This is a genomic window from Thioalkalivibrio sp. XN8 (genome assembly GCF_011058255.1).
GTDB lineage: Bacteria > Pseudomonadota > Gammaproteobacteria > Steroidobacterales > XN24 > XN24.
In genome coordinates, this window is the sequence record NZ_JAALFH010000067.1 from 202,972 (window position 1) to 220,809 (window position 17,838).

Here is a 17,838-nt window from a genome sequence, read left to right on the forward strand (position 1 = left end):
GGAGTCCCATGAGCCGAAGAACGTCGTCGAGAAATCACTCGGTCGCCGGAATCGGCTTTCTCGCATCTATTTTTGCAGGGCTGCTGGGCTCCAGTCCTCTCAGGGCGCAATCCTTCGATGTGCCGGCCAATGTATGTCTCGGTGACGAATTCGAGGTGGAATGGACAGGTCCCAACGGCGCCGATGACCAGATTACCTTGGCCGAGCCTTCATTCAGGTCCGATCAATCTTTGAGTTCTTGGGAAACCATGGACGGCAGTCCGGCGGAGCTTCAGGCGCCTGGACAAGAAGGGTACTTGGAGATCCGCTACGTGCAGGCAGATCCGGAGTCGATTCTTCTCCGACGCGGCGTCAATGTGATTGACTGCCTCTCGTCTGGTTCCAGCACAAGACTGCCGGCCGGAACGTCGTCCGGTCCCAGCGGCGATACAGGCGCACCCGGCACGCCGAGCGCACAGCGCCTGGCCGGAATCAACCAGGCTGTCCTGGTGTCTGGCGTACAGACCAACTATGGCGACGTAATCCAGGAGACTTCACCGCTTGGCGAATTCGACGGCAGGATCGACGCACTTTGCGGCGCCAGCGATACGATCGGATGGGCGATGAATGCGATCATCGGCCAGATAGAGCAGGGCATGGCGGAAGTCGGGTCGCCAATCAACTTTGACACGATCGAGGCGCTGCCTGACGCGCCATCACGGGCGGACATCGCCGCCAGCGCGCAGGTTGCGCGCGATGAACTTTGTGATCGTGAAGAAGAGCGCCCCCAAGTGCAGCCGTTCACGATTACATATGCGTATTGCCGGATGGCGATGGTCACGCCGCACCAGGTGATGGACATACACTTACCGCCCCGGATTGGTACCGGGATGATGTCACTTGCCGACTACCTTGAGGGTGAGGCGCTCCAGCTCACGCTGAGCCGGAGTTTCGATGCGGCTTCGACCGTTGTCGGTCGGGGTTGGAGCAGTCAGGTAACTATGACGTCACCAACTGACGGCGGTACGCACATCGGGTATCCCACGACGCGTTACCAGTTCGGTTACGAGGGAGGCCTCGGTGGTGGTGGAGCCGGCGTGCCCTTCGCGGGCATGGTCTCGACCGAAAACAGCGGTACCGTCTGGGTATCTGACGCCGTGCCGGGCCTCGATATCATCAGGTCGTTTTACGAAAACCTGACCAACGAGGTTTCGCCAGAACTCGCGTCGAATTCGTTTTTCGGTGGCCTTATCAATAACCTGGTTGGCATGCTGCGCAACGGCCTGCCGCTCGAGATCGAGCAGACGGTTGAATCAAAGGTTCTGGGCAGAACCTCGGTCAGTGGGCGCTCGCACCAGATAGTTACTGACATCCGGCTTGTCGAATTCCGGCCTGAATGGTGTTCGGAAAGCCTGCTTCCGCCAGGCATGCCAGTACGAGACATCGACCAGGAAATCGCCGATGCGATGGGCCAGTCCGGTACGCAGTCCGCTGAAATGGCGGAAGCCATGCAGCAGTATGAGCAGGCCATGCAGGAAATAAGCCCCGAGCAGCGGCAGATGATGGAACAGTTCGGCGTGGGGGGCATGATGGAACAGATGATGGGCGGGGGTAATCCAGCGGGCCGACAGTCCACCGGTGCGCAGGGACAGCCGGGCACCTCGCCGGCTGCCCCTGCAGGCGGAAGCCGGCCATCGTCTGAGGATCTGTATTCCGACAATCTGACACAGATGGTTCAAAGGCATCTCGAGGCGCTGGGTTATGACCCCGGCACTACCGATGGCGAGCCTGGTCTGCAAACGACGATCGCGATCTCCCAGTTTCAGGCCGAACAGGGTCTGGAGGTCACAGGCGAGGTCAGCCCGCAACTCGCCGGTGTCCTGTCAGCCGAGGTCGATCGGCAGCGCTAGCATCCTCACGCGCAAACGTTGAAAGCTCCGGCTCATTGCATGTTTATTGTGGGGAATCGATCCGCTGTGCCGATAGACGGGCAGCGGGTTTCGCTCGGAAAAATACCGACATAACGCCCTGGATGCACACCGAGGTGCGAGTCATGCAGAAAAAAGAATACAGCTCATATGTAGTCATGCTGGGATTCTTGGCATTCGTGCATGCGGGCACGGCAATAGCCCAGTCCTGCGAAGCCTACTTCCCTTTCGATGGCAGTCTCGCCGATGCCAGCGGCAACGGCTTCGACGGCCGCATGCTCGGCCAGGACGGGGCGGCAGCTACGCCCCGCTTCGTGGAGGGACGTTCCGGCCAGGCGCTCGCCTTCGACGGTACTTCGGCGATGCGGGTACTCATGGACCTCCATTACGAAGGTTGTCCGCAGGTCAGCTTCACGGCCTGGATCCGGGTTGACGGTCCTGTTCAGAAAGGGAATCAGGCCGTCCTCGCTACTGGAGGATCAGGCCCGGGACTCCGCATGGGAGGACCGAACCTGATCCTGAACGGTACCGCGAACGGCCTTGCAGCGCGAGGTGTAGTCAGTGGCGACAGCGGCTGGATGTTCGTCGCGGGTGTCTATGACTATGACAACAACACTTATTCGCTGCACTGGCGCAATCGCAGCATCGAGGGGACGCTGAGCGAGCATCGACGTCCACCCGAGGACGCCCTCTGGGTCGGGGCGATGAACGACCGGCTGACGGATGCCGCAAGCATCCTGTTGGATGATCTGCGCCTCATCGGCCGTGCGCTGGGTGTCGAGGAATTGGCGGCCCTGCGGTCCGGTGGTTCGAGCGGTACCGCTGTAGCTGCTGCTTCGGCTGGCGGATCAAGCGATTGGCAGGGTGCATCGTGTTCTCAGCATGTGCAGTGCGGGGCCGGCAGCTACTGTGGACTCGATGGTCGGTGCCATCCGGCTCAGCATGCGCCGATGCAGCAGGCGCCGCGCGGCAGCGGGATCACCGCCACGACGAATCCGATTGAGCCCGGCGCCACGATTGGCCTGCCGAGCGGTGCGCCGTTATCGGGGACCGGGTCTACGCCAGAGGAGGGCAGTGCTGGTTCGACAGTGGGGGTCTCTGTGCTTCCCGAAAGCCTCGGGGATGCGGATCTGGCGAGCGGACCGAGCGGTGCGCCGGATCTCACTTACGAATCGGAGGAAGCGGCAGAGGTCGCTGATGCCGATGCCGGTGGCACGGCGGACGGCACCGGGCAGGCGCAAGCGGCGGAGCCGCGCCCGACCGGTTCACCGAGGTTCAGTGCGATCGCCGGTACACCTGGTGACGTACAGAGAATTGTTGATCTGGAGACGGCATTTTTGCGTCGGATTTGGTGGCGCGAGCATAGCGACGTTCCATGCCGAATTGGCGTTAGTGAGGCGGGCAGCCAGGCGACGCTTGACGGAGCGACTGGCGCTCAGACTCCAATAGAGATATGTCCGGCGGCCGTATTTTCAGCAGGCAATTTTCGTGTGGCACTCGATTCAAGTGTCATCTCCAGTATCGAGGTCTGCCAGCGCGACAGCAATCAAAGACTGAAGGGAATTCGGGTCGTCGGCGACCGGGTGAACACTGACGGAACGGTTGAGTACGTACCTGGCGCGACGGACCAGGAATCGGTAACCAACTGCCAGACGTGGAGTCCGAGGGTGCTGTGCCCATCGCAGCAAGTTGCGACGGGCCTCGTAGTGCATACGCAGGAACGACGAGGAGACACCGAGGCTATCACTGGACTGCAGCTTGTCTGTCGAGCGGTGACGGTGCAAGCGAACTAGGGGCAGGCAGACCATGCTGAACCGCAATCACACTCCCGCGCTGCACGACTGCGGCGGAGGATTCCAGGAATGACCATGCATTCGAGGTCCGGGCCGGCCGGACTGGCTTTGCTGTTGGCGTTCACGCTTGCTGCCTGCGATCGCGAAGCCTCGGGAAGCAGCAATCCGGACGGACCCAAATGGCGCCTCAACTACTCCGGCGACCTATCCGGCCACATCGAGGGAAAGTCCGTGGTAATCGTGAGAACGGGTCCGTCCGAGCACCTGAATTTCGCCGTGAGGACAATCGGCAATAACCCCGGGCTGACGGCGACGCTCTCAGTGCACGAAGGCAAACCTTCCGGGTTCCTTACCTGGGTGACCCTCGAGGACGGCACCCGGTGTGCGCCTTTCAAACGATCCGATGTGAGCATTCTCGATACGAGCAAGGAGACCTTCCACGCGACGGTCAATGGGCAGATGAAGTGTGGACAGGCCGAAGATCAGATCATCGACTTCCAGGCAGTCATTCAGGAGCGTTGATGGCGTGTACTTGGTGATGATCATGCAAGGGCAAAGCGACACCTTGATGCGCGGTCTTGATGAATAGATTGCGCGGTGCGTTTGTTATCGTTTCGTGCTTGCTTGCGGGAATGTATTCCTCATGGGCCGAGGCCCAGTCCTGCGAGGCTTACTTCCCGTTCGATGACAGTCTTGTCGACGCCAGCGGTAACGGCTTTGATGGCCGCATGATCGGCCGGGACGGCGCCGCAGCCACACCACGCTTCGTCGACGGACGTGCGGGGCGCGCGCTGGCCCTCGATGGCACCGCCGCGATGCGGATTTTCGTGGATCTCGATTACGATGTTTGCCCGCAGATGAGCTTCACGGCCTGGATCCGGTTCGAGGGGCCCGTAAGAAGCGAGAATCAGATCATCCTCACCACGGGTGGTTCCGGCCCGGGGCTGCGTGCGGTCGGGTCAAGCCTGGTGCTCAACGGTACCGCCAACGGTCTTTCGGCGCGGAATGCAGTTCGTGGCGACAGCGGATGGATGTTCGTGGCAGGCGTCTATGACTATACCGATAACACCTATACGCTTCACTGGCGAAATCGCAGCGTCGAGGGAACGCTGAGCCAGCATCGACGTCCGCCCGAAGACGCGGTCTGGATCGGGGCGATGAACGACAGGCTCGCGCATGCGGCCGGAGGCATCCTGTTGGATGACTTGCGCATCATCGGCCGTGCGCTAAGTGTCGAGGAATTGGCGGCACTGCGATCTCGCGGCGCGCCTGACATCGTTTCGCCTGCCGGTGCGCCGCGCGAGAGTGGGACCACGGCCACGACGAACCCCATCGAGCCCGGTACGACGATCGGGACACCCCGCGGCGCGCCTTTGTCTGGAACCGGGTCCGTGTCAGGGGAGGGTAGTGGTCGTGCACCGATAGCTGTCTCTGAGCTTCCCGAGGGCCTGGGGGACCCGGACTTGGCGAGCGGACCGCCGGGCGCGCCTTTGTTTGGAATTGGGTCGGCGTCAGAGGGGGGCAGTGGTCGTGCACCGATAACGGTCTCTCCGCTTCCGGAGGGCCTGGGGGATCCAGACTTCACAACCGGACAGCCGGGCGCGCCGGAGCTCGGCTACTGTTCGCCGAATGCAACCCTCTACGGCAATGAGGGATACCTAAGCGTCGAGCACGAGGGTGCGGGCACTTCACTGCTCGACGCCATCCAGCAGGTCAAGACGGCCAGGGAAAATATTACCGCGATGCAATACACATCCGCAGGTGAGTGGTTCCTGCTTGCCGGATATCAAAGTTGGTACAGCAACCCCAGCTACTTCGACAACCTGAAGGGAGATGGGCAAAACGGGTTTCGGGCGGAGCTCGAGACCCTCCTGAAGAACTGTCAGAAAATCCGCTCCGTTGCAATCGATCCGGCAGGTAATTGGCTCATCCTGATGCTGAACGGAGACGTTGTTTATTCCTCCCAGACGTTTTTTCAAAGCACCGGCCTCGCTACCGCCATCGAATCAATTCGCAATAATCAAAGCCGGGCAACAGGTGTTTATCTCGGCCCGCAAAAATCCTGGTTACTAAAAGACATGCATGGGCGGCTTTACTCTCGAGGACTGCCTGCGGACCTTAAGCGCCTTGTAGATTCGGTGGAGGAAAGCAGGCTCACCGTCTCCAACCTGGCTTTCCGCTTCACGTCTGATGGCCAATTTCATTACGTGCTCACCGCGGGTAACCACTTCTGGAAGAGCGGCGTTCCTTCTAGTCCTCTCTGGAAAAAGCTGAACAGGATACAAAACAGACAGGATAGCTTCACGCGTGTAGCGCTTGCACCGGATAACAGATTTGTTGCCGTTTCTCAGCACAAGTGGTCTCCAAGCACGAACGATATTCTCAGCCGCATGGAGCTGAACGTGGGTGGGTCCACGATTTGGGAGCGCATGCGGCAGCAAAGAGTTCCGGGCATGTCGATCGCCATCGTCCGAAACGGCACGATCGTTGATGTCCGGTCCTATGGCTATCGAAGTCGGACCAGTTGGGCTCCTGTGAACAACGATACGGTGTTCAACAACGCCTCGATTTCGAAGGCCGTTGCAAGCGCCGGTATCATGAAAACAGTCGAAGAAGGTCGCGTGGATCTGGACCGGCCGGTCTTCAATGTGTTGAACGCCGATCCGTCTCTTGTAACCACCCGCAAGTGGTATCGCTCATTGACAGATCGTCAACAACAGTTTGTTCGGCAGGCCCCTTTTCACACCCTGCTTGATCACACCTCGGGGTTCGGCGTATGGGGAATAGGACTCTCAGACGCGAACACGAAGCAGACTCTTGAAGATATTATTTTTGGCAAGAAAGGTAGGCAGAAGGTGGAGCCGCAATGGATACCACAGACGCGCCGGGCGTATTCCGGAGGAGCGTACTCGGTGGCCGAAAGCATCATCGAGGAGACCTACGCAACGAGTTTCGCGCACCGAATGCAAACGACGGTACTGCAACCACTGAAAATGTCCCTAAGCACATTTGGAAACCTCTCGGCTGCAGCGCAAGAAAACTACGCTTTCGGCCATGACGAGAACCAACGGCTGCCTTATCGGGTCTGCGTCGGCAAAGCGGCCGGAGGGCTTTTCAGCACCGCTCGGGACTACGCGAAATTTCTGGCGACGCTAATGGGCCTGGGAGTGTCGCCGGATGGGAACAGGGTCCTAAGTGAGGCGAGTGTTCGGCGAATGATGACTCCGGCTCACACCAAAACCAGCTCGGAGAAAATCTGCACGGCGAACCCGTATTGCCCAATTATCGGCGAGAATTGCTACGAAAACAGATGCCTTTGGCCCATTATGGATGGCGATTTTCACTCAGGGCTTGGTCTTAAACTCAGCGCCGCGCGGAACTCCATTGGAGTCCCGAAGTTCGTTGAGCATGGGGGATCGCAGCCGGGTTACAGCACCCGATTTTATGCAGATCTGGAGCGGAATGCCGGGTTTGTGATGCTCTCGAATGGCAGTTGCAAATGGGAGTTGGTCGTAACAGGAACGGTTGCAGGTGCGGCAGAGGTGGAGGAACGCGGAGGGTGCTCGCTCAGCAGTGAAATCAAAACAGCCTTTGATCAGGCGTTGGGGGCTCTGGAATGAGTCACGCCGAGCACTCACCGCCTGAATCGGAAAACTAAAGGAGGAGACCAACCATGCTCAATCTGAACCGCACGTTCTCGCTGATCAGGGGCGCCCTGTTCGCTCCCGAGGCGACCTGGCGTGGTTATCTCCCGGAGGCAGACAACTGGCAGAAGACTGCATTCCTGCTGACCGGCCCGCTGATCATCCTGGCGGCCGTGCTCGGCTACGTGCTCGGCCTGCTTTTCAGCGGCGCGTACGTTGTCGGCTTCCGCCCCACCATCGGGATGACGCTGCTCAGTATCGTCTTCGGCGCGATCGCCGCCGGCATCGTCGCATTCATCGTCAGCACGCTGGCCGGCCTGTTCGGCGGCAAGCGCAGCTTCGCGCTTGGGCTGGCGGCTACCTCGCTGGCGTTCGTGCCGGGCTATCTCGGCCAGGCGCTGAGATGGCTGCCATGGATCGGGGGTTTGGTGTTTCTCGTCCTGTTCATCTATGCCCTGGTGCTGTTGTGGCGCATCATCCCCCTCTACCTCGAGGTGCCTGCCGGCAGGCGCGTCGGCCATTACATCCTCACATTGATCGCTACCGTCGTAGTCATGGTTCTCATCGGGTTGCTTTTGCGACCGGTCATCGGTCCTGAGATGTCGGGCCTCGGTGACTACGCTGACGTCCAGTTCCCTGACGGCGATACAAGTGGTGTCGGTGGAGTGATGGGTGGCGCCATCCGCCAGGCGGAGCGCCTGGCGGCGGCGGAGGAGGACCGCTATGCGCCGCCAGCGAACGGCAAGCTCGAAGAGAATCAAGTCAAGGAGTACGTCCGCGTCATGATTCGGGCGCGCGACATCTCGGCAGAGAACGCCGAGCGGCTGCAGGCACTCGCCGAGCGGGCGGATCGCAACGAGCGGATGTCGCTGAGCGACATGAACGAAATGATGAGGGGCGGCACGCAAATGATGGGCATGAACACCATCGAGCTCGAGGTGGTGAAATCAGGTGGCGGCAACTGGGCCGAGCACCAGTGGGTTCGCGAGGCGCTGCGCACGGCCTACTTTCAACGCGACACCGACGCGGTCGCTGCGCACAACTACCAGCTCTTCAAGAAGTACGAGGACGAGCTGGCCCAGTTCATCGCGCGGTAATTCGACCGGAGTCGACCGCCGCCCGTTTGCCTAGTCGCAGCCACTGTATCCGGCAGGCACCTCGTAGGTTCCTGCGGGCGCCGCCTTCTGCTCGATGGACTCGAGCTCGGTCCACATCTGTATCGGGCCCATCTGGATCTCGGAGCGGACCGGGAAGCCGCCGAGGTCGTAGATTGCGAGCATCGCCGCGGAATCCGGCGTGACAACACTCTCCATGTAAGCCCGCTGGGCTGGGTCGACGCCAAACTCGCTGGTGATCCAGACCACCATATCGATACCGCTATTGCTGTCGGTCAACTCGTGGACTTCGGCCTGCCAGGGGCCGATGGCCTCTGACTTGCCTGTGTTGCGGAATCGCACGGCTTCCACGGCGGCCTGCAGTGCGTGCAGGTCGCGATCCGGATTGCGGGTGGACATGGCATGACACGTTTTTGCCTCGTCATTGACGATGTACAACATGCCGGCGGCGAGGTCGCCGATCATGCGGCCATTGCCGTCGATGCGTGCGACCCGGTCGCGACCGGACCAGAACTGCACCGTGGTCGCGCCGTCGTCCGCCGGGCCGGAGCCTTCGCGGATGACCATCAGGGTATCTCCCAGGGCCAACGGTGCCGCGAGTAGCGTCAGCACACAGAACGGGGCCATTCGTCGAGAGAGGGTTGAAGACATCGGTTGCTCCTCTTTACGCGACAGGGTGACATCAAGCTGGCTGGAACTGCGCCGATGGCTTAGTGGCCGCCGCGAGGCCAGCCTAGAACTGCAGCTGGAACGCCACCTCGAACACTGGCCAGCCCTTGTGAGTGCAGCGGATCTCCCTGACCCGATCCGAGGTGTCTCCGATGTCCACGAGCTGGTACATCGGCACCACCAGCCGCCCGCTTGCAGCGGGCAGCGGGATACTTCGCGGCACGGAAGGAACGAAGTCCGTTCCAGGCCCGACCCGCTGCGACTCGATCGGGTTACCGGCCTCGTCCAGCGGCGTCATGCTGATCTGCGCGTCTTCCGACGTGTCCGCGCTCTTCAGTACCTGCTGGAAGAGTCCCATCAGCTGTGCCATGCCGTCGGCCTCGGGGCCTTGCCCTTGCTGCGGCATTGCGTCGGCGGCTCCCTTCAACAGGTTGCCGACGAAATCGCCGCCACCGGTGGTGCTCGCAGAGCACTCCAGCGGTACGGCCGGGTCGGCATTCCGGTAGTCGAACTCCACACCATACCGGGTACATCGGCCGCGCTCACAGGTGTCCTGTCCATCGACCCGAATGGTCGTCGCCTGATTGCAGACGCGCTCACCGCACAACGCCCCGGCGCGGAAAGCCGCCACTTGCATCGCGTCGGGTCCCGCCGTGGGATAGGAGTCGAATACCGGCTCGACGGCGGCCCCGCCAGCGGTAAGGCAGCGGCCAAGGCCGCTGCTGCAGCTGAGCCGCGCGCCCTCGGGACAACGGAACGCCGGCTCATGGCTGTTGGGGGCATGCAGCGTGTACTCGAAGCGGATCGGGTCGCCGTCGAACGGTCCGCTGCCCATGCTCCAGGACGAAGCTCGCTCGATACCCCAGGTTTCGATGGCCTGGGTGTGACAATACGTGTCGCAATCGAGCCCATCAGCATTCATGCGGCAGGCGTCGAGGCAGTCATCATGCTCGCGGCAGCCCCGGTGGGTGCCGCAGGTGTAGGACACGACGCGACGAGCGCGCTCGGAATCGAGACACTCGAAGGTCACCGACTGGCTGCACGACTCGGGGCAGGCCTTGCCGCAGGCGCCGCGACACATCGACGGCAGCGTTCCCGGCATTGGCCCGAAGGCATTGCGGACCGTGTCGCCCGGCTGGGCCGACCACTGGGCGGAGGCGCCGATGGGCGCGAGCAGCACGAGCGCCACCAGAAATAGCAGTCGGGCAGGGCTCATCGCTTCGGCTCTCCTGTCAGTCCGGAGGAGGGCGCCGCGTTATCTCGAGCGCAGCACTCGCTCGAGCGCGCGGTTTCCTTCGTTACACCTGACTAAAGCGCAAAACCTCAAGGGTTCCGCCAACTCGGCGTCGATGCTGCAGCCAGGAAAACCAGCCTATACTCCGCGAGCATGAGTGCTGCGGGTGAGATCGAATGACTCCGGCTATGAACGGGGTGCCCGGAAGCCGGGTGCGGATGGCGTGGAAGGTCCTGCTGGTAGTGGCGTCGATTCTGCCGGGCATGGTACTCGGCGCCTGGCTGGGCGCGCAGCTCCTGGTGCCGCGCGATGCCGGCCTGGTGGCTGGCGCCATGGTGCTGTGGTACGGCTTGCTTGGCGGGCTGGCGACCGTGGTCGCCGCACTGCTGCTGGTGCGTTACGTGGCAGCATCACGGCTCCGCGTCGCGGCGTTGTTCATGGCCGGAGTGAGCGTTGTGTTGCTGGTGTGGCTGACGCCGAGGTTCGCCGAGATGGGGACGGAACGGGCTGAACACCGGCGACAGGCCGTAGCGATGTTGCCGGCCTTCGAACTGGCGCTGACCGGGCGACTCGAGCCACGACTGCGACGCTTCATCTATACGTCGCGAAACAATGACTGGCGCATCGAAAGAATGGATGGGACACGTTGCCAGGGGGGACTGCCCGAGGGCAAGGCTGGAGACAGGGCTCGGGTGGAACTGTTGAGCGCACTGCGCGGACTGGACGTGGCCGGCGTCCTGGCGGTACCGCCGAGCTGTCAGCAGACGGGCGAGTTGCTTGCCGTGCTGGCCATGACGATTCACGAGTCCAGGCCACCGCCTACCAAAGGAAATCTTTCCCTGACCACGGCCTGCCGCGCCGAGGTTCCCGAGCTTGCAGCATTGCTGGAGCGTGTCGAGCGAGTCTATCGGCTGCACCAGCAAGGCCTGACCTGCGACTGAAGAGTGCTGCATTCGACGATCCGGCAGCCTGATGAAATTGTCCGCTCCATGTACTAACATGGCCCCCCGCCACGAAGTTCAGCGGGAGTCCCGGCCCATGCCAACTTTTCCGCGAGCCGCGTCATGCTGCGCGCCCTTCAGCGTATGCCTGCTGGCCGGCATATCTTTGACCAGCCTGGTCGGCTGCGGGGGTTCCTCCTCCAGCCCGGCGCCGCCGCAGGCGGACAATGTCGATGACCTGGTGCTCGAGACCTCGCAATTCTGGGACTCAGCCGCGCGCGGCGTGGGGATCGCGGTCGTCTACGAGACAGCCGCGGGCACGGTGCTGAGCGCGACGGAAGCCGTGGTGCGAAGCGCCGGCTTCGGCGAGCTGCGGGCGTCACGCATCGCACTGGACCAGGGCGAGCGCCGTCTTTTGGCTGATGACTTCGGCGCGCAGTTCCTTGTCATCGAGCTTGGGCAGGGTGTGCAGGTACTGCCAATCGGCCAGGCCACCAGGGCCATCAGCCCGGGTTGCGACCTGGGCCTGGCGCAGCAGTTGCGGATCGACGACGAGATCGGCCAGGGCCGTCTCGAGTGGCGCTTCGAAGAGACGGTGACGCTGGATGACAATGGCGGCCAGCCGCGATGCGCAGATGTGCTGGACGCATTTGCTGCTTCGCTGGACTCGTCGACCGAGGTGGAGTTTCCCTATGACCTCGTTTCGCTGGTCGGTCTCCGGGCGGTCGACGTGCTGTACCTCGATCAGCTCCGCTCCTGGACCGTGACGCACTCGCAGGTCGTGGCGAAGTACTTCCGGGCCATCGGCGACGAGCGCTATGAACTGGCAGGGCCTGCACAGCGAGTCCGGCTCGATGTGTTCGAACCGGCGGACGTGCGGGCAGAGCAGTTGCTGTCCCAATTGACCCCCTGAAATGGAAAGGAGTCGCTGATGAAGCGCTTGTCGATCCTGCTGGCCCTACTGCTTGCGACCTCCGTTATGGCGGACACCGACGCCGTATACGGCGAACTGATCAGTATTGATGTCGTCACCTCGGGGTCCAACCTGTTCGGAATACGGCGTGGCGAGGCCGTCGTCCGGGAGAACGGCATTGATGTCACCTATACGTGGGGCGGCAATACTTGTCCCGGTCGGAACCTGACGCCAGAGGAAGTCGCACTGCTGCAAAACGCGCTGCTGGCCCCTTACCTGCGCATCCGGATTTCTCATGTGAATGGCGCGGGTGGCAATCTCTGCATTGTCCGCATGGCGTTTGTCAACGAGAAGTACCTGGCGCAGTGACCGTGGCATAGCGGGGCCGAAGCCGCCCCGCCCCCGAGAGTCTCGCGCGCGTGGCCGATGCAGGCGCCGCTGCGAGGATCGGTGGACCGTCGTCAAAGCGGCTGGCGCCAGCCTTGGGGCTATAATCGAGTGCCTCAACCCTTGGCCAGCGATTCACCCCGGGCAACCATGAACACCACATACCGCAATCCGCTTGCGGGCACCGAACTTGACCACTTCGATGCGCGCGCTGCGATCGAGAAGATCCAACCCGGCAGCTACGACAAGCTGCCCTACGTGTCGAAAGTGCTCGCCGAGCAGCTCGTGCGCCGCTGCGAGCCGGAGTCTTTGACCGACGCGCTGGGCCAGCTCATCGAACGCAGGCGTGACCTGGATTTCCCGTGGTATCCGGCGCGCGTCGTGTGTCACGACATCCTCGGCCAGACGGCGCTGGTGGACCTGGCCGGCCTGCGGGATGCCATCGCGGAGCAGGGCGGCGACCCGTCGCTGGTGAACCCAGTGGTGCCGACCCAGCTGATCGTGGATCACTCGCTGGCCGTGGAAGCCGCCGGCTTCGACCCGGACGCCTTCCGCAAGAACCGCGAGATCGAGGACCGGCGCAACGAGGACCGCTTCCACTTCATCGAGTGGACCAAGACGGCCTTCAAGAACGTCGACGTCATCCCGGCTGGCAACGGGATCATGCACCAGATCAACCTGGAGAAGATGTCGCCGGTGGTGCAGGTGCGCGACGGCGTGGCCTTCCCGGATACCTGCGTCGGCACGGACTCGCACACCCCGCATGTGGACTGCCTCGGCGTGATCGCCATCGGTGTCGGCGGGCTCGAGGCCGAGACCGTCATGCTCGGGCACCCGTCGATGATGCGGCTGCCGGACATCGTCGGCGTGAAGCTCACGGGACGCCGCAAGCCCGGCATCACCGCCACCGACATCGTGCTGGCCATCACCGAGTTCCTGCGCCGGGAGCGCGTGGTGGGCGCCTGGCTGGAGTTCTTCGGCGAGGGCGCGGCGACCCTCACCGTCGGCGATCGCGCCACCATTTCCAACATGACCCCGGAGTATGGCGCCACGGCCGGCATGTTCTACATCGACGCGCAGACCATCGAGTACCTGAAACTGACCGGGCGCGAGCCTGAGCAGGTGGAACTGGTCGAGCGCTACGCGAAGACGACCGGCCTGTGGGCGGACCAGATGCAGGCCGCCGAGTACGAACGCGTGCTGGAGTTCGACCTCTCGACCGTGGAGCGCAACCTGGCTGGTCCTTCCAACCCGCACCGCCGCCTGCCGACCGCGGCGCTGGCCGAGCGCGGCATCGCCGGGCACCTCGAGGAGGCGCGCGCCGAAGAGGTCCAGGGGCTGTTGCCGGACGGCGCGGTGATCATCGCCGCGATCACTTCCTGCACCAACACCTCCAACCCGCGCAATGTGGTGGCTGCGGCGCTGCTGGCGCGCAAGGCGAATGAGCTCGGGCTGGTGCGCAAGCCCTGGGTGAAGTCCTCCTTTGCGCCGGGCTCGAAGGTGGCCCAGCTGTACCTCGAGGAGGCCGGGCTGCTGCCCGAGCTGGAAAAGCTCGGCTTCGGCATCGTCGCCTTCGCCTGCACCACCTGCAACGGCATGTCGGGCGCGCTGGACCCGGACATCCAGCAGGAGATCATCGACCGCGACCTCTACGCCGTCGCGGTGCTGTCGGGCAACCGCAACTTCGATGGCCGCATCCATCCCTACGCCAAGCAGGCGTTCCTGGCCTCGCCGCCGCTGGTGGTGGCCTACGCGATCGCCGGCACGGTGCGCTTCGACATCGAGCGCGACGTCCTGGGCACCGACCAGGACGGGAGACCGGTCACGTTGAAGGACATCTGGCCGTCCGACGAGGAGATCGACGCTATTGTCGCGGAGTACGTCAAGCCGGAGCAGTTCCGGCGCGTGTACATCCCGATGTTCGACCTCGGCAAGGTGGAGGAGGCGGCGAGCCCGCTGTACGACTGGCGGCCGCAATCGACCTACATCCGTCGCCCGCCCTACTGGGAAGGCGCGCTGGCCGGGGAACGGACCCTGCAGGGCATGCGCCCGCTGGCCATCCTGGGCGACAACATCACCACCGACCATCTTTCGCCCTCCAACGCCATCCTCGCCAGCAGCGCGGCCGGCGAGTACCTGGCGCAGATGGGCCTGCCGGAGGAGGACTTCAACTCCTACGCCACGCACCGCGGCGACCACCTCACGGCGCAGCGCGCCACCTTCGCCAACCCGAAGCTCATCAACGAGATGGCGGTGGTGGATGGAGAGGTGAAGCAGGGCTCGCTGGCCCGCGTCGAACCCGATGGCCAGGTCATGCGCATGTGGGAGGCGATCGAGACCTACATGACCCGCAAGCAGCCACTGATCATCGTCGCCGGCGCCGACTACGGCCAGGGCTCGTCGCGCGACTGGGCCGCGAAGGGCGTGCGCCTGGCGGGCGTGGAGGCGATCGTGGCCGAGGGCTTCGAGCGCATCCATCGCACCAACCTGGTCGGCATGGGCGTGCTCCCGCTGGAGTTCAAGCCGGGCCAGGATCGCAAGACGCTCGAGCTCGACGGCACCGAGACCTACGACGTCGAGGGCGCGATCGCCCCGGGCGCCGACCTGACGCTCGTGGTCCACCGCAAGGACGGCAGGACCGAGCGCGTGCCCGTCACCTGCCGGCTCGATACGGCGGCGGAAGTGCGCGTGTACGAGGCCGGCGGGGTGCTGCAGCGCTTCGCGCAGGACTTCCTGGAGTCCGCCGCATGAGCCACGCGCCGCAGGTCCGGATTCCTGCTGTCTACATGCGCGGCGGCACGTCCAAGGGCGTATTTTTCCGGCTCGACGACCTGCCCGACGCGGCGCAGGTCCCGGGCAAGGCGCGCGACCGGCTGCTGCTGCGAGTGATCGGCAGCCCCGACCCCTACGGCAAGCACACCGACGGCATGGGCGGGGCGACCTCCAGCACCAGCAAGACCGTGATCCTGGCGCCGAGCACCCGGCCCGACCATGACGTGGATTACCTGTTCGGCCAGGTGTCGATCGACCAGCCCTTCATCGACTGGAGCGGCAACTGCGGCAACCTCACTGCGGCGGTCGGCTCTTTCGCCATCAGCACCGGGCTGGTCGACCCGGCGCGTGTGCCCGAGAACGGCACCGCAGTCGTGCGCATCTGGCAGCAGAACATCGGCAAGACCATCATCGCCCACGTGCCGATGACCGGCGGAGCGGTGCAGGAAACCGGCGACTTCGAGCTCGACGGCGTGACCTTCCCGGCGGCCGAGGTGCAGGTGGAGTTCATGAATCCGGTCGATGCCAGCGATGCGATGTTCCCCACCGGGAGTATCGTCGACCAGCTCGAAGTGCCGGGCATCGGGACCTTCCCCGCGACCCTGATCAACGCCGGCATCCCGACCGTGTTCCTCAACGCCGCCGACATCGGCTACGGCGGCTGCGAGCTACAGGAGGCGATCAACGGCGACCCGGCCGCGCTGGCGCGCTTCGAGATCATCCGCGCCCACGGCGCGGTGAAGATGGGCCTGATCAAGGATATTGCCGAGGCGGCTGCGCGGCAGCACACCCCCAAGGTGGCTTTCGTCGCCCCGCCGGCGGGCTATACCGCCTCAAGCGGCAAGGCGATCGACGCCAAGGACATCGACCTCAACGTGCGCGCCCTGTCCATGGGCAAGCTGCACCACGCCATGATGGGCACGGCGGCGGTGGCCATCGGCACGGCGGCCGCGATCCCCGGCACGCTGGTCAACCTGGCGGCCGGCGGCGGGGAGCGCAGCGCGGTCACCTTCGGCCACCCGTCCGGGACGTTGAAGGTCGGCGCCGCGGTCAGCGAAACCGACGGCGACTGGAAGGTCGAGAAAGTCGTCATGAGCCGCAGCGCGCGCGTACTGATGGAAGGCTGGGTGCGGGTGCCCGGCGACTGCTTCTAATGCCCATGCAGTTCCTGCGCCAGAACGTGCTCCGCCTGAGCCCGGTGCCGGAGGACCTCGACGAGGTCATCCGCATCGACACGCGCCGGGAAGTCGACCCCGCAAGCGTCGGGCTGCGCCGGCCCGACCTCGACCGGGTCTGGGACGAGGTCGTCAAGGTTTACCGCAGCGGCGTGCACCCGGCCATCACCATCCACCTGCGCTACCGCGGCAGGACCGTGATGGCGCGCAGCATCGGCCATGCCCGCGGCAACGGCCCGCACGACGGTCCCGCGAGCGCGCGGGTGCTCGCCCGGCCCGACACGCCCATGTGCCTGTTCTCCGCCTCCAAGGCGGTCACGGCCCTGCTGATGCACCTGCTGGCCGAGGACGGCCTGGTGGAACTGGACCGCCCCGTCGCCTTCTACAACCCGGAGTTCGGCCGCAAGGGCAAGGACAGCATCACCCTGCACCAGGTGCTGGCGCACCGCGGCGGCATTCCCGGCCTGCCGAGCGACACGCCGATCGAAACGCTGTGGGACGAGGACGCGACCTGGGAACTGCTGTGCGATTCGGAGCCGATCATTACCGACGGCTCGAAGCTGGCCTACCACGCCATCACCGGGGGCTTCGTCTTGCAGCGTGTGCTGCGGACGGTGACCGGCGCCGACATCGATGCCTACCTCGAGCGCAAGATCCGCGGGCCGATGAAGATGAAGTACTTCACCTACGGCGCGCGGCCGGAGCATCGCGCGGCGCTGGCGCTGAGCTACGCCACGGGACCGCGCCAGGGGCCGGTGCTGAACGCGCTGATCCGGCGCGCGCTCGGCACCGACATGGAAGCCATTGAAACCATCAGCAACGACCCGCGCTTCCATGAGGCGATCATCCCCGCCGGCAATCTCGTCGCCACGGCGGCGGAAGTATCGGCGTTTTTCCAGATGATGCTCGACGGCGGCACCTGGCGGGGCCGCCGTATTTGCCGTCCGGAGACGATCGCGGGCGCGGTGCGGGAAGTCGGCAGCCGCGCCCTCGACCGGACGCTGCTGTTGCCGATGCGCTACAGCGCGGGCCTGATGCTCGGCGACGCGCCGTTCGGCTTGTGGGGACCGCACAGCCGCGAGGCCTTCGGGCACGTCGGACTGATCAACAAGTTCGCCTGGGCCGACCCGCAGCGACAGTTGTCGGCGGCGATCCTGACCTCGGGGATCCTGCTGGTGGCGCACCACCTGTGGCCCTTTGCCAGGCTGGTGGGCCGGGTCGCCGATCTTGCCCCGAGCACGCCGGAACGCAAGGCCGTGACCGCCGCTTGACCGTGCGCCAGGCGGCG

Annotated in this window: 13 protein-coding genes; 11 read left to right on the forward strand and 2 right to left on the reverse strand. The window is 63.9% G+C overall.

Annotated elements, in window-relative coordinates:
- Nucleotides 1-8: 8 nt before the first annotated feature.
- From G6N75_RS13130 to G6N75_RS13150, 5 genes are all read left to right on the forward strand, one after another.
- The gene (locus tag G6N75_RS13130) at nt 9-1,889 is read left to right on the forward strand and encodes a peptidoglycan-binding domain-containing protein (protein ID WP_165348819.1); all 1,881 of its coding nucleotides are present in this window, start codon (nt 9-11) and stop codon (nt 1,887-1,889) included.
- A 143-nt stretch (nt 1,890-2,032) separates the two neighbouring features.
- Complete coding sequence (locus G6N75_RS13135; protein ID WP_165348820.1) at nt 2,033-3,700, forward strand: LamG domain-containing protein; 1,668 nt, start codon at nt 2,033-2,035, stop codon at nt 3,698-3,700.
- A 69-nt stretch (nt 3,701-3,769) separates the two neighbouring features.
- Nucleotides 3,770-4,222: a hypothetical protein gene (locus tag G6N75_RS13140; RefSeq protein ID WP_165348821.1), complete on the forward strand. Its 453-nt coding sequence runs from the start codon at nt 3,770-3,772 to the stop codon at nt 4,220-4,222.
- A 59-nt stretch (nt 4,223-4,281) separates the two neighbouring features.
- On the forward strand, nt 4,282-7,320 hold the full coding sequence (locus tag G6N75_RS13145; RefSeq protein WP_165348822.1) for a serine hydrolase: 3,039 nt from the start codon (nt 4,282-4,284) through the stop codon (nt 7,318-7,320).
- Nucleotides 7,321-7,373: 53 nt separating this feature from the next.
- Nucleotides 7,374-8,441, forward strand: a complete 1,068-nt coding sequence (locus G6N75_RS13150; RefSeq protein ID WP_165348823.1) for a Yip1 family protein — start codon at nt 7,374-7,376, stop codon at nt 8,439-8,441.
- A gap of 30 nt (nt 8,442-8,471) precedes the next feature.
- Here G6N75_RS13150 and G6N75_RS13155 read toward each other — a convergent pair whose 3' ends face one another.
- The gene (locus G6N75_RS13155; RefSeq protein WP_165348824.1) at nt 8,472-9,110 is read right to left on the reverse strand and encodes a DUF4412 domain-containing protein; all 639 of its coding nucleotides are present in this window, start codon (nt 9,108-9,110) and stop codon (nt 8,472-8,474) included.
- A gap of 82 nt (nt 9,111-9,192) precedes the next feature.
- On the reverse strand, nt 9,193-10,344 hold the full coding sequence (locus G6N75_RS13160) for a hypothetical protein (protein WP_165348825.1): 1,152 nt from the start codon (nt 10,342-10,344) through the stop codon (nt 9,193-9,195).
- Between the two features lie 236 nt (nt 10,345-10,580).
- On the opposite strand from G6N75_RS13160, the gene G6N75_RS13165 reads away from it, so the two are divergent.
- The 6 genes from G6N75_RS13165 (at nt 10,581) to G6N75_RS13190 (ending at nt 17,821) form a co-directional block, all read left to right on the forward strand.
- Nucleotides 10,581-11,303 carry a cytochrome d ubiquinol oxidase subunit II gene (locus tag G6N75_RS13165; protein ID WP_165348826.1) on the forward strand — a complete coding sequence of 241 codons (723 nt, stop codon included), beginning with the start codon at nt 10,581-10,583 and terminating at the stop codon, nt 11,301-11,303.
- 97 nt (nt 11,304-11,400) lie between these two features.
- Nucleotides 11,401-12,216, forward strand: coding sequence for a hypothetical protein (locus G6N75_RS13170; RefSeq protein ID WP_165348827.1), 816 nt, complete (start codon nt 11,401-11,403; stop codon nt 12,214-12,216).
- An 18-nt stretch (nt 12,217-12,234) separates the two neighbouring features.
- On the forward strand, nt 12,235-12,585 hold the full coding sequence (locus tag G6N75_RS13175; RefSeq protein ID WP_165348828.1) for a hypothetical protein: 351 nt from the start codon (nt 12,235-12,237) through the stop codon (nt 12,583-12,585).
- Nucleotides 12,586-12,753: 168 nt separating this feature from the next.
- Nucleotides 12,754-15,354 (forward strand): Fe/S-dependent 2-methylisocitrate dehydratase AcnD, encoded by a 2,601-nt coding sequence (acnD, locus tag G6N75_RS13180; RefSeq protein ID WP_165348829.1) that lies wholly within the window; start codon nt 12,754-12,756, stop codon nt 15,352-15,354.
- Complete coding sequence (gene prpF / locus G6N75_RS13185) at nt 15,351-16,529, forward strand: 2-methylaconitate cis-trans isomerase PrpF (protein WP_165348830.1); 1,179 nt, start codon at nt 15,351-15,353, stop codon at nt 16,527-16,529. Before acnD ends, prpF begins: the two co-directional genes overlap by 4 nt.
- On the forward strand, nt 16,529-17,821 hold the full coding sequence (locus G6N75_RS13190; RefSeq protein ID WP_206203124.1) for a serine hydrolase domain-containing protein: 1,293 nt from the start codon (nt 16,529-16,531) through the stop codon (nt 17,819-17,821). The genes prpF and G6N75_RS13190 overlap by 1 nt, the downstream gene beginning before the upstream one ends.
- Nucleotides 17,822-17,838: the final 17 nt, after the last annotated feature.